10 protein-coding genes are annotated in these 13,161 nt (G+C 56.6%); 8 read left to right on the top strand and 2 right to left on the bottom strand.

Going from position 1 to position 13,161, the window contains the following annotated elements:
• Nucleotides 1-62: 62 nt before the first annotated feature.
• On the bottom strand, nt 63-1,610 hold the full coding sequence (locus AP059_RS15295; RefSeq protein WP_059764228.1) for a glycoside hydrolase family 17 protein: 1,548 nt from the start codon (nt 1,608-1,610) through the stop codon (nt 63-65).
• Nucleotides 1,611-1,823: 213 nt separating this feature from the next.
• On the opposite strand from AP059_RS15295, the gene AP059_RS15290 reads away from it, so the two are divergent.
• The 3 genes from AP059_RS15290 (at nt 1,824) to AP059_RS15280 (ending at nt 4,868) form a co-directional block, all read left to right on the top strand.
• Entirely contained in the window at nt 1,824-2,675 is an 852-nt protein-coding gene (locus AP059_RS15290) for a glycine betaine ABC transporter substrate-binding protein (RefSeq protein WP_059764226.1), read from the top strand.
• A gap of 226 nt (nt 2,676-2,901) precedes the next feature.
• Nucleotides 2,902-3,213 (top strand): DUF485 domain-containing protein, encoded by a 312-nt coding sequence (locus tag AP059_RS15285; RefSeq protein ID WP_059764223.1) that lies wholly within the window; start codon nt 2,902-2,904, stop codon nt 3,211-3,213.
• Nucleotides 3,210-4,868, top strand: coding sequence for a cation acetate symporter (locus tag AP059_RS15280; protein ID WP_059764221.1), 1,659 nt, complete (start codon nt 3,210-3,212; stop codon nt 4,866-4,868). The genes AP059_RS15285 and AP059_RS15280 overlap by 4 nt, the downstream gene beginning before the upstream one ends.
• A 296-nt stretch (nt 4,869-5,164) precedes the next feature.
• Here the strand turns inward: AP059_RS15280 and gltA are convergent, their stop codons facing one another.
• Nucleotides 5,165-6,454, bottom strand: coding sequence for a citrate synthase (gltA, locus tag AP059_RS15275; protein ID WP_059764219.1), 1,290 nt, complete (start codon nt 6,452-6,454; stop codon nt 5,165-5,167).
• Between the two features lie 351 nt (nt 6,455-6,805).
• Between gltA and sdhC the strand changes: the two genes are divergently transcribed.
• From sdhC to AP059_RS15250, 5 genes are all read left to right on the top strand, one after another.
• Nucleotides 6,806-7,192: a succinate dehydrogenase, cytochrome b556 subunit gene (gene sdhC, locus AP059_RS15270; protein WP_070411961.1), complete on the top strand. Its 387-nt coding sequence runs from the start codon at nt 6,806-6,808 to the stop codon at nt 7,190-7,192.
• Nucleotides 7,186-7,554 (top strand): succinate dehydrogenase, hydrophobic membrane anchor protein, encoded by a 369-nt coding sequence (gene sdhD, locus AP059_RS15265; protein WP_003446906.1) that lies wholly within the window; start codon nt 7,186-7,188, stop codon nt 7,552-7,554. The genes sdhC and sdhD overlap by 7 nt, the downstream gene beginning before the upstream one ends.
• A gap of 3 nt (nt 7,555-7,557) precedes the next feature.
• Nucleotides 7,558-9,333, top strand: coding sequence for a succinate dehydrogenase flavoprotein subunit (gene sdhA / locus AP059_RS15260; RefSeq protein ID WP_016780168.1), 1,776 nt, complete (start codon nt 7,558-7,560; stop codon nt 9,331-9,333).
• 11 nt (nt 9,334-9,344) lie between these two features.
• Nucleotides 9,345-10,049, top strand: a complete 705-nt coding sequence (locus tag AP059_RS15255; RefSeq protein WP_048365272.1) for a succinate dehydrogenase iron-sulfur subunit — start codon at nt 9,345-9,347, stop codon at nt 10,047-10,049.
• Between the two features lie 260 nt (nt 10,050-10,309).
• The gene (locus AP059_RS15250; protein ID WP_059764217.1) at nt 10,310-13,141 is read left to right on the top strand and encodes a 2-oxoglutarate dehydrogenase E1 component; all 2,832 of its coding nucleotides are present in this window, start codon (nt 10,310-10,312) and stop codon (nt 13,139-13,141) included.
• Nucleotides 13,142-13,161 lie beyond the last annotated feature (20 nt).

The following is a 13,161-nucleotide window of genomic DNA, read 5'->3' as shown; positions in this document are numbered from 1 at the left end:
GCACCTGATGTGTCTGGCGCAGCGGCTACTGAGTGAGTAGCCGCGGCCTGCTCGAGCCTCGTTCAGCGAGTGCGTATGCTGCGCCACAAAGCGAGTACCAGCAGCAGACTAACCAGCGCCCACCCCCATGCCTGTTCGTTGCTCACTCCTTCGCGATACAGCTGTAACGGAATGCCAGCGCCGATGATAAACGCCAGCAAGCCAAACTCACGCCGTGGTCCGCACACGGGGCGCAGCAGGTAAACCAGCGCGGGCAGCAACAAGGCTGCACTGGGGAAGCTGCGGTAGCGCGGTTCAAACACCAGCCCCAGCATCATCACCGCCCCGGCAAATCCGGCAGCAGCCAACCACCAGCCCGCACGGCGTTCCAGGTGATTGAACAGGCGCTCGCGCCACCCCTCTTTTTGACCCAAGGCCAGTGCCGCATGGGTCATCACAATCAGGTTCAAGGCCAAGAGTGCCCCGGCCCACACCCATTCCCCGGCAAAGCGGCTGGTGACGGAGGCCAGTTCAGCCCAGGCAATGATCGTGCACCCTGACACTGCGCCCAGTGCGGGCAACAACAACGCTGCACGCGTGCTGCGAACGCGCCCGCCAATCAGCAGGGTGGCGAGGAGCAGGGCTGTACCCAAGCCGAGCCAAACGGGCCAATGCGGCAAGTTGGAGACCGGCCCGGCCAGAATGCCTTTGTCCTGGCGGTCAGCGTCAAACAACCCCCAGTAGCCACCTACTGCTCCTTCGCTGCCACGTTTCCAGGGCTGGTCAAAGGCTTCGATCAGGTTGTACTTCCAGCCGTTTTGTTCGGCCAGGGTGACAAAGCCGCGAATGAACTTGGCTTCGTTGACGCGACTTGGCAGGGCTGTTTCGCGCTGTCGGCCTTCGCTGGGCCAGCCGGTCTCACCAATCAGGATGTCTTTAGGGGCGAATTTGCTGCCGAAGACTTCACGGATCTGTTCAACGTGTTTCACGGCTTGGTCGACGCCTGCCGGGTCATCTTCCCAGTAAGGCAGCAGGTGAATGGTCAGAAAATCCACCGCAGGTGCGATTTCAGGGTGTTGTAACCAGAACTCCCATACGTCTGCGTACGTCACCGGTTGTTTGATTTGATGCTTTACCTGCTCGATCAGTGTGACCAGTTGCGGGGCAGTGATTTCTTTACGCAGCAGGGCCTCGTTACCCACGATCACGGCACTGACGACGTCGGGGTTGGCATTGGCCGATGCAATGAGCGCCTTGACCTCTGCGGCGGTCGCTATCGGGTCCGGGCTTACCCAGGCGCCGATCATCAACTTGAGCCCGTGCTTGCGGGCCAGCTCGGGTAATGCCTCCAGCCCGGCCTGCGAGTAGGTGCGAATGCACTGAAAGCGCGTGGCGAGTAACGCCAGGTCTGCATCCATGCGCTCAATGCGCGGCACGAACGGTTGGTCGAAGGGCGATTGATCTTTGTCGAACGGGGTGTAGGAGGCACATTGCAGTTTGTGTGTCGCAGTGGCCGCGTCGGGCAACAGGACGGGTTGGCCCAGGCCGTACCAGAAGCCGGCAACTGCAAACAGGCTAAGTAGACAGGCGAAGAGGTAGGGCAGGGCTGGAAAGCGGGCAGTCGCGGACATGGGCAGGCCGTATAGGAGCAAAGCCGCGCATCTTACCTGCAATTGAGTGTGCTCAGCGCTTGTGAATAATTTTGTTACGTCTACGCGTGATGTCGCTTGCGGCTGCCTTGATGTCGTCGTCAGAGCAGGTCGATCGTACCGGGGCGTTGATGATCAAGGTGTGGGTTCGGGCGGTCCGGCACTCGTCGGGCCCGACACAGTGAGGAATCAGTGATGAGCATGCGACGACTCTTGAGTGTGGGGGCTGCTGTAGTGCTGGCGATGAGTGCGGGGTTGGCCAGCGCGCAAACCAAACCGACGTTGACCATTGGGTATGTGGACGGCTGGTCTGACAGCGTGGCAACGACTCATGTGGCCGCTGAAGTGATCAAACAAAAGTTGGGGTATGAGGTCAAGTTGATGCCGGTCGCAACGGGCATCATGTGGCAGGGCGTGGCCACGGGTAAGCTGGACGCCATGTTGTCCGCCTGGTTGCCTGTCACGCATGGCGAGTATTGGGCCAAGAACAAGGACAAAGTGGTGGATTATGGTCCCAACTTTAAAGACGCCAAAATCGGTCTGATTGTGCCTGAGTACGTGAAGGCCACCTCCATCGCGGATCTGAAAGATGACAGTGGCTTCCAGCAAAAAATCGTCGGAATTGATGCCGGGTCAGGGGTGATGCTCAAAACGGATGAGGCCATCAAGGATTACGGTCTGGGCTATAAATTGCAGGCCAGTTCTGGCGCGGCCATGACTTCGCAACTGGGGCGCGCGTATGCCAAGCAAGAGCCGATTGTGGTCACGGGGTGGGTGCCGCACTGGATGTTTGCCAAATGGAAGCTGCGCTTTCTGGATGACCCCAAAGGCGTGTATGGCGCCGCGGAGACAGTTAATAGCATTGGCAGCACAGCATTGGGCACCAAAGCGCCTGAAGTGGCGGCCTTCCTGAAAAAATTCCACTGGAACTCAAAGGACGAAATTGGCGAGGTCATGTTGGCGATTCAGGAAGGAGCCAAGCCTGATGTTGCTGCCAGAGAGTGGGTGGCAAAGCACCCTGAGCGCGTGGCTGAGTGGGTCCAGTAAAAACCGCTGAAGTGTCTAGCTCGCAGCCCCCAGAACCGCCCGGCGATATTGCCCGGCGGTTTTTTCATTTATAGGCTGGCAAATTGATGTCGTTATCCTTGCAGGCTAGATAAACCGGGGGCTACAGCAGATTGAGGGTTCTACTACTAAAGTCGTCTGGCTTAGAAATTGAAGCCCCCTAATAGTGAAAACGTTCCATCTCATCTGTGCTGCGAGGACAAAAATAATGAACGACAGCATTTACCTCAAGATTCAAAACAGCCCGCGTTTCAAGGAGCTGGTTAAGAAAAGAGAGCGTTTCGCCTGGATTCTATCGGCGATCATGCTTGGCTTGTACGCCGCTTTTATCCTGTTAATTGCCTACGGGTCGCACATCATGGGGGCGAAACTGAGCCCCGATTCGTCTATCACCTGGGGGATTCCGATTGGTGTGGGGCTGATTATTTCGGCTTTTATACTGACCGGTATCTATGTGCACCGGGCCAATGGCGAATTTGACGACCTGAACAACGCAATTCTCAAGGAGGCTGCGCAATGATCCGGCGTCTATTGGCAACATTGGGCCTTGCAGCCTTGTCTTCCGGCGTCTGGGCAGCCGATGCCTTGACCGGTGAAGTTCAAAAACAACCGCTCAACGTGTCGGCGATCATTATGTTCGTCGTCTTTGTGGGGGCGACCCTGTGTATTACCTATTGGGCTTCCAAGCGCAATAAGTCGGCAGCGGACTACTACGCAGCGGGCGGTAAGATCACAGGCTTTCAGAATGGTCTGGCGATTGCGGGCGACTATATGTCTGCGGCGTCTTTTCTGGGTATTTCCGCGCTGGTGTACACCTCTGGCTACGATGGCCTGATCTACTCGATCGGCTTTCTGGTGGGCTGGCCCATCATTTTGTTCTTGATCGCAGAGCGTTTGCGCAACTTGGGCAAGTACACGTTTGCTGACGTGGCCTCGTACCGGTTGGGTCAGACTCAGATCCGCTCCTTGTCTGCCTGCGGTTCGTTGGTGGTGGTGGCGTTTTACCTGATCGCGCAAATGGTCGGTGCAGGCAAGCTGATCCAATTGCTCTTTGGTCTGGATTATCACGTTGCGGTCATTCTGGTCGGCATCCTGATGTGCCTGTACGTGCTGTTTGGCGGCATGCTGGCCACTACGTGGGTACAGATCATCAAGGCGGTGCTGTTGTTGTCGGGCGCAACCTTCATGGCTGTCATGGTAATGAAGCACGTCAACTTCGACTTCAACGCATTGTTTGCTGAAGCGGTGCAGATTCACCCTAAAGGTGAAGCGATCATGAGCCCGGGCGGTTTGGTCAAAGACCCGATTTCTGCCTTCTCCCTCGGCCTTGCACTGATGTTTGGTACGGCTGGCCTGCCGCACATTCTGATGCGCTTCTTCACGGTGAGCGACGCTAAAGAAGCCCGTAAGAGCGTGTTCTATGCGACTGGCTTCATTGGTTACTTCTACATCCTGACGTTCATTATTGGTTTTGGTGCAATCATCCTGGTCAGCACCAACCCGGCTTTCAAAGACGCTGCTGGCGCCTTGTTGGGCGGTAATAACATGGCGGCGGTGCATTTGGCTGACGCGGTGGGTGGCAGTATCTTCCTGGGCTTTATCTCGGCGGTCGCGTTTGCCACCATTCTGGCAGTCGTTGCGGGCCTTACATTGGCGGGCGCCTCGGCGGTGTCTCACGACTTGTATGCCAGCGTCATCAAGAAGGGCAAGGCGAACGACAAGGACGAGATTCGCGTCTCGAAGATCACCACCATCGCGCTGGGCGTGTTGGCGATTGGCCTGGGTATTCTGTTCGAAAGCCAGAACATCGCGTTCATGGTTGGCTTGGCGTTCTCGATTGCGGCCAGCTGCAACTTCCCGGTACTGCTGCTTTCCATGTACTGGAAAAACCTGACCACGCGAGGGGCCATGATTGGCGGCTGGCTGGGTCTGATCAGTGCTGTTGGCTTGATGATCCTTGGCCCAACCATTTGGGTGCAGATCCTTCATCATGAAAAAGCCATCTTCCCTTACGAGTACCCGGCACTTTTCTCAATGATCATTGCGTTTGTGGGTATCTGGTTCTTCTCGATTACTGACAAGTCCAAGTCGGCCGAGAAAGAGCGGGCACTGTTCTTCCCGCAGTTTGTACGTTCCCAGACAGGGTTGGGGGCGAGCGGGGCGGTGGATCATTAATCCGCGCTAGACAGCTTGCTTAAAACAATCCCCCTGTCGTGAGGCAGGGGGATTTTTTATTGGCCCCGACATCTGCGGCACGCACAAATCCCGTAGCAGTCGCAAAGTCATGCGCAGTGGTGTGTCAGTTCAACCTCGCTTGGCATTTACGATGGCTTTGCCATCGGACGTAGCCTCGCGGAGCTTGGCAACTGCTAGGAAATGGGTTTGGTGTTTGTGGGCACAAAAAAATACGGCCTCTATTAGATAGAGGCCGTATTCGGTGCAGCTAAGACACTGTCGTGCAATGACAGGCCTTACTTGCGGTCTTCCAGGTTGGTCAGGTCACGCTGCTCGTAGCCGGTGTACAGCTGGCGCGGACGGCCAATCTTGTACGGGCTGGAGAGCATTTCTTTCCAGTGCGAGATCCAGCCGACAGTGCGCGACAGGGCGAAGATCACGGTGAACATGCTGGTTGGAATGCCGATCGCCTTGAGGATGATCCCCGAGTAGAAGTCGACGTTCGGGTACAGCGAGCGTTCGATGAAGTACGGGTCGGTCAGGGCGATCTCTTCCAGGCGCATGGCCAGTTCGAGTTGCGGATCGTTCTGAATGCCCAACTCTTTGAGGACTTCGTCGCACGTCTTCTTCATGACCGTGGCGCGCGGGTCGCGGTTTTTGTAAACCCGGTGACCGAAGCCCATCAGCTTGAATGGATCGTTTTTGTCCTTGGCCTTGGCGATGAATTTGTCGATGTTGGACACATCGCCAATTTCGTCGAGCATGGTCAGCACGGCTTCGTTGGCGCCGCCGTGGGCAGGGCCCCACAGTGCAGCGATGCCCGCCGCAATACAGGCGAACGGGTTGGCACCCGAAGAGCCTGCCAGACGCACGGTAGAGGTTGACGCATTCTGTTCGTGGTCGGCGTGCAGGATAAAGATCTTATCCATGGCCTTGGCCAGTACCGGGCTGATCGGTTTGATCTCGCACGGGGTGTTGAACATCATGTGCAGGAAGTTTTCGGCGTAAGTCAGGTCGTTACGCGGGTACATCATGGGTTGGCCCATGGAGTACTTGTAAACCATCGCTGCCAGGGTCGGCATCTTGGCAACCAGACGGATCGCGGAAATTTCGCGATGCTGCGGGTTATTGATGTCCAGAGAGTCGTGGTAGAAGGCCGAGAGGGCGCCGACTACACCGCACATGACTGCCATAGGGTGGGCATCACGACGGAAGCCGTTGAAGAAGGTCTTCAACTGCTCGTGAACCATGGTGTGGTTCTTTACGGTGCTGACAAATTGAGCTTTCTGCTCTGCGGTCGGCAGTTCGCCGTTGAGCAGTAGATAAGCGGTCTCAAGATAGTCAGAGTGTTCGGCCAGCTGTTCAATCGGGTAGCCGCGGTGCAGCAGGATACCGTTGTCACCATCAATATAGGTGATCTTCGACTCGCAAGACGCGGTCGACATGAAGCCAGGGTCAAATGTGAACCGGCCCGTGGCCGTCAGGCCTCGCACATCGATTACATCGGGACCCACGGTGCCAGTTAAAATGGGCAGCTCGACGGGGGCTGCGCCCTCGATGATCAACTGCGCTTTTTTGTCAGCCATGTGGCCTCCTATTTATGCTTGAAATCATCAGACAGACCCCCCACGCAGGGCCCGCACCACTATAGTGAGATAAATTTGAATGTCAATTTGCCTAAAGTCTTGCTGTACAAGGCTTTGAGGTGTGTTTTTTAGCGATTATCCCTGCCGTTTACGCCTTTTATAGCCTGAGCGCAATGCGCTATTAGAGGCAGGTGATTGCGTTGTCATTAGTAAGCCAACTGTCTATACTCGGCAGCCGACCGCCAGAGGCTTTAGGGCCTGTTTAGATGGGGGTCGTCACTCCCCGGGTGGTGGGTACCTGACCAGTGCGCATCCCAACAAACTTGCCCTGATTGTTAGGGGCTCTTCAGTGTGAAAAAAGCCGTGAATAGCCAACGACCTGTAAACCTAGACCTAAGGACCATCAAACTCCCCATCACCGGCGTTACGTCATTCCTGCACCGTGTATCGGGCATCATTCTGTTTCTTGGCCTGGGCATCATGCTTTATGCATTGAGCAAATCCCTGGGTTCGGAAGAAGGTTTTGCCGAGGTGAAGGCGTGCTTGACCAGTCCGCTGGCCAAATTCGTTGCGTGGGGGCTGCTATCTGCCTTGCTGTATCACCTGGTGGCAGGTATTCGCCATTTGATCATGGACATGGGTATCGGTGAGACGCTGGAAGGCGGCAAGCTGGGCTCGAAAATTGTCATCGTCATTTCCGTGGTGATGATCGTTCTGGCAGGAGTTTGGATATGGTAACCAGCGTTACGAACCTATCGCGTTCGGGCCTCTATGACTGGATGGCACAGCGTGTGTCTGCGGTCGTTCTAGCGGCTTACTTCATTTTCCTGATCGGATACCTCGTTGCGAACCCTGGCATTGGCTACGCCCAATGGCATGAGCTGTTTGCAAGCAACTGGATGCGTATCTTCAGCCTGCTGGCCCTTGTTGCACTCGGCGCTCACGCCTGGGTCGGCATGTGGACCATCGCGACCGACTACCTGACGCCAATGGCGCTGGGCAAGTCCGCGACCGCAGTACGTTTCCTCTTCCAGGCAGTTTGCGGCGTTGCAATGTTCGCTTACTTCGTCTGGGGTGTGCAGATTCTTTGGGGTATCTGATTCATGGCTAACACAGTTAATACACTTTCGTTCGACGCCATTATTATTGGCGGCGGCGGTGCTGGCATGCGCGCTGCTTTGCAGCTGGCACAAGGCGGTCACAAGACTGCTGTAATCACCAAGGTCTTCCCGACCCGCTCCCACACCGTTTCGGCTCAGGGTGGCATCACCTGCGCAATCGCCTCTGCCGATCCAAACGATGACTGGCGCTGGCACATGTACGACACCGTCAAGGGCTCCGACTATATCGGTGACCAGGACGCTATCGAATACATGTGTTCCGTAGGCCCTGAAGCCGTATTCGAGCTGGAGCACATGGGTCTGCCATTCTCCCGTACCGAGCAAGGCCGCATCTACCAGCGTCCTTTCGGCGGTCAGTCCAAGGACTTCGGTAAAGGCGGCCAGGCTGCACGGACTTGCGCTGCGGCTGACCGTACCGGTCACGCGCTGTTGCACACCCTTTATCAAGCCAACCTGAAGGCCGGCACCGTATTCCTGAACGAATACTACGGCGTCGATCTGGTGAAGAACGAAGCTGGCGATTTTGTCGGCATGATCGTTATCTGCATCGAAACCGGCGAAACCTCGTACGTTCGTGCCAACGCCACCGTATTGGCGACGGGCGGTGCAGGCCGTATCTACTCCTCGACCACCAACGCCTTGATCAACACCGGTGACGGTATTGGCATGGCGCTGCGTGCTGGCGTGCCGGTACAAGACATCGAAATGTGGCAGTTCCACCCAACCGGTATTGCCGGCGCCGGTGTACTGGTTACCGAAGGTTGCCGTGGTGAAGGTGGATACCTGATCAACAAGCATGGCGAGCGTTTCATGGAGCGCTATGCGCCGAACGCTAAAGACCTTGCTGGTCGTGACGTTGTGGCTCGCTCGATGGTTAAAGAAATCATCGCGGGCAACGGCTGCGGTCCGGATGGCGACCACGTCATGTTGAAACTCGATCACCTCGGTGAAGAAGTTCTGCACAGCCGTCTGCCAGGCATCTGCGAACTGTCCAAGACGTTCGCTCACGTTGACCCGGTACTGGCTCCGGTTCCAGTAGTTCCAACTTGCCACTACATGATGGGCGGCGTTGCCACCAACATTCATGGTCAGGCAATCACTCAGGACGCCGACGGCAACGACCAGATCATTCCTGGCCTGTTCGCAGTGGGTGAAGTGGCGTGCGTATCGGTTCACGGTGCCAACCGTCTGGGCGGTAACTCGTTGCTCGACCTGGTGGTGTTCGGTCGTGCTGCCGGCCTGTTCCTTGAGCAGACCCTCAAAGAAGGCGTCGATTATGCGCGCCCACGCCAGTCCGATATCGACGCTGCGCTGGCACGTCTGGACGGCCTGAACTCGCGTACTGACGGCGAAGACGTGGCAACCCTGCGTAAAGAACTGCAAAGCTGCATGCAGAACTACTTCGGTGTATTCCGCACTGGCGAATACATGCAGAAGGGTATTGCCCAGCTGGCTGATCTGCGCAAGCGCATCGCCAACGTGAAAATCAACGATAAGAGCCAGGCGTTCAACACGGCCCGTATCGAAGCCCTTGAGCTGCAAAACCTGCTCGAAGTGGCTGAAGCGACTGCAATCGCTGCTGAAGTCCGTAAAGAATCGCGCGGTGCTCACGCCCGTGAAGACTTCGAAGATCGTGACGACGTTAACTGGCTGTGCCACACCCTGTACTTCCCGGGTGACAAGCGCGTAGCCAAACGTGCGGTGAACTTCTCGCCGAAAACCGTTCCGACCTTCGAACCTATGGTTCGGACTTACTAAGGGTGGCCGATATGTTGAAAGTCAGTGTTTATCGCTACAACCCGGATCAAGACGCTGCGCCGTTCATGCAGGAGTTTCAGGTCAATACCAACGGTAAAGACCTGATGGTGCTGGACGTACTGGCCCTGATCAAAGAGCAGGACGAAGGTTTCTCCTATCGTCGCTCTTGCCGTGAGGGCGTATGCGGCTCCGACGGCATGAACATCAACGGCAAAAACGGCCTGGCGTGCGTAACGCCACTGTCCGCTGTCGTTAAAGGCAACAAGCTGATCGTTCGTCCTCTGCCAGGTTTGCCGGTTATCCGTGACCTGGTCGTCGATATGAGCATCTTCTACAAGCAATACGAGAAGGTGAAGCCGTTCCTGCAGAACGATACGCCGGCCCCGGCCATCGAACGTCTGCAATCGCCAGAAGAGCGTGAAAAGCTCGACGGTCTGTACGAGTGCATCCTGTGCGCTTGCTGCTCGACCTCCTGCCCGTCCTTCTGGTGGAACCCGGACAAGTTCCTGGGCCCTGCTGCACTGCTGCAAGCCTATCGATTCCTGGCTGACAGCCGTGACACCAAGACCAGCGAGCGTCTTGCTTCACTGGATGACCCGTTCAGCGTATTCCGCTGCCGCGGGATCATGAACTGCGTCAACGTGTGTCCGAAGGGCTTGAACCCGACTAAGGCCATCGGTCACGTGCGTAGCATGCTGCTGCAAAGCGGCGTTTGATACACAAGCTGTAACGTAGATCGCTGTAACCGTAGATGCTACGGCGCAGGCTTCAACCGGCGCCGTAGTTATAACCTGAGCAGCAGCTCACAAAGTTGCGGCTCTTATTTTGAAGAAATGAGACCAGCAGGGGCATCCGGGCTGGTACCCGGACTATCAGCGTGATCCTAAGTGGCTTGTTTTAGTCGCTGTATTCGGACTTTCTCAAGCGTGCTCTGGTGTTCTCGTCGATGGTGTCCCCTAACCGAGGGTGACCAAGCATGCAAGAAAGCGTGATGCAGCGCATGTGGAACAGCGGCTATCTTTCAGGTGGTAACGCTGCCTATGTGGAAGAGCTCTATGAGCTCTACCTGCACGACCCTAACGCTGTGCCAGAAGAATGGCGCACCAAATTTCAGACGTTGCCGACTGACGGCAACTCTGCCAACGATGTTTCGCACTCCACAATCCGCGACCATTTCGTGCTGCTGGCAAAGAACCAGCGCCGCGCCCAACCGGTTTCCGCCGGGAGCGTGAGCAGTGAGCACGAGAAGAAGCAGGTTGAAGTGCTGCGATTGATCCAGGCCTATCGGATGCGCGGCCACCAGGCAGCCCAGCTTGATCCGCTGGGGCTGTGGCAGCGTCCTGCACCTGCAGACCTGTCGATCAATCATTACGGCTTGACCAATGCCGATCTTGATACGACCTTCCGTGCCGGCGACCTGTACATCGGCAAAGAGGAAGCGAGCCTACGCGAAATTCTCGAAGCGTTGCAGCAGACATATTGCCGCACCATTGGCGCAGAGTTCACGCACATCGTCGATTCCGAGCAGCGCCACTGGTTTGAACAGCGCCTCGAAAGCGTGCGCGGCCGCCCAACGTATTCGGCAGATGTCAAAAGCCACCTGCTTGAGCGCGTCACGGCTGCTGAAGGTCTGGAAAAATACCTGGGTACCAAATACCCCGGCACCAAGCGTTTCGGCCTGGAAGGCGGCGAGAGCCTGATTCCTTTGCTGGACGAACTGATCCAGCGTTCGGGCAACTACGGCACCAAAGAAATCGTCATCGGCATGGCCCACCGTGGTCGTCTGAACGTATTGGTGAACACCTTCGGTAAAAACCCGCGCGAATTGTTCGACGAGTTCGAAGGCAAGAAGAAGATCGAGCTGGGTTCCGGTGACGTTAAATACCACCAGGGCTTCTCCTCCAACGTCATGACCTCCGGTGGCGAAGTTCACCTGGCAATGGCGTTTAACCCTTCCCATTTGGAGATCGTTTCTCCTGTGGTTGAAGGCTCTGTACGTGCCCGTCAGGATCGTCGTAACGACAAGACTGGCGAGAAAGTGCTGCCAATTTCCATCCACGGTGATGCTGCTTTCGCAGGTCAGGGCGTGGTCATGGAAACCTTCCAGATGTCGCAGACCCGCGGCTTCAAGACGGGCGGTACGGTGCATCTGGTGATCAACAACCAGGTTGGCTTCACCATCAGCAACCCGGAAGATTCCCGTTCTACCGAGTACTGCACTGACGTCGCGAAAATGATTCAGGCGCCGATCCTCCATGTGAATGGTGATGATCCGGAAGCCGTATTGTTCGTGACCCAGTTGGCCATCGACTACCGCATGCAGTTCAAGCGCGACGTCGTAATCGACCTGTTCTGCTACCGCCGTCGCGGTCACAACGAGGCCGACGAGCCAAACGGTACGCAGCCGCTGATGTATCAGCAAATCGCCAAGCAGCGCACCACCCGTGAGCTGTATGCCGAGCGTCTGACGCAAGAGCAAGTGGTTGACGCAGAGCGCGTTCAGGCCAAGATCGACGAATACCGCAACGCGCTGGACAACGGTCTGCATGTTGTGAAAAGTCTGGTCAAAGAGCCGAACAAAGAGCTGTTCGTTGACTGGCGTCCATATCTGGGCCACGCCTGGACGGCGCGTCACGACACGCGCTTTGATCTCAAAACCCTGCAAGAACTGTCTGCCAAGCTGCTGGAAATTCCAGAAGGCTTCGTGGTACAGCGCCAGGTTGCGAAGATCTACGAAGACCGTCAAAAAATGCAAGCCGGCGGCCTGCCGATCAACTGGGGTTATGCCGAAACCATGGCATACGCGACCCTGGCGTTCGAAGGTCACCCGATCCGCATGACCGGTCAAGACATCGGCCGCGGTACGTTCTCGCACCGTCACGCCGTGTTGCACAACCAGAAAGATGCGGGCACCTACATTCCGCTTCAGCACCTGTACGAAGGTCAGCCACGTTTTGACCTGTACGACTCGTTGCTGTCGGAAGAAGCCGTACTGGCATTCGAATACGGTTACTCGACCACTACGCCAAACGCGCTGGTGATCTGGGAAGCCCAGTTCGGTGACTTTGCCAACGGTGCACAAGTCGTGATTGACCAGTTCATCACCAGCGGCGAGCACAAGTGGGGTCGCCTGTGCGGTCTGACCATGCTGCTGCCACACGGTTATGAAGGTCAGGGCCCTGAGCACTCCTCGGCACGTCTTGAGCGTTACCTGCAACTGTGTGCCGAGCACAACATTCAGGTGTGCGTACCGACCACGCCAGCGCAGATCTACCACCTGCTGCGCCGTCAGGTTATCCGTCCGCTGCGCAAGCCGCTGATTGTGCTGACACCCAAGTCGTTGTTGCGTCACAAACTGGCCGTTTCGACCCTGGAAGACCTGGCCGAAGGTTCGTTCCAGACCGTTATTCCAGAGATCGATGCACAAGATCCGGCCAAGGTCGATCGCATCGTGCTGTGTAGCGGCAAGGTCTACTACGACCTGCTGGAAAAACGCCGTGCCGAAGGTCGTGAAGACATCGCCATCGTGCGTCTTGAGCAGCTGTACCCATTCCCTGAGGACGACTTGATTGAAGTCCTGGCTCCGTACAAAAACCTCAAACACATTGTTTGGTGTCAGGAAGAGCCGATGAACCAGGGTGCCTGGTACTGCAGCCAACATCACATGCGCCGCATCATTGGCGGTCACGACAAGTCGCTCGTACTCGAGTACGCGGGCCGTGACGCTTCTGCTGCACCTGCTTGTGGTTATGCATCGATGCACGCTGAGCAACAGGCCAAACTGTTGCAAGACGCGTTTACTGTTTAACGCCTTCGCGCACTGAACCG

The sequence above is a fragment of the Pseudomonas sp. TAA207 genome (genome assembly GCF_001529285.1).
Classification (GTDB): domain Bacteria; phylum Pseudomonadota; class Gammaproteobacteria; order Pseudomonadales; family Pseudomonadaceae; genus Aquipseudomonas; species Aquipseudomonas weihenstephanensis.
The sequence above is the reverse complement of the archived record's forward strand: the minus strand, read 5'-3'. Positions and strand labels throughout refer to the sequence as shown.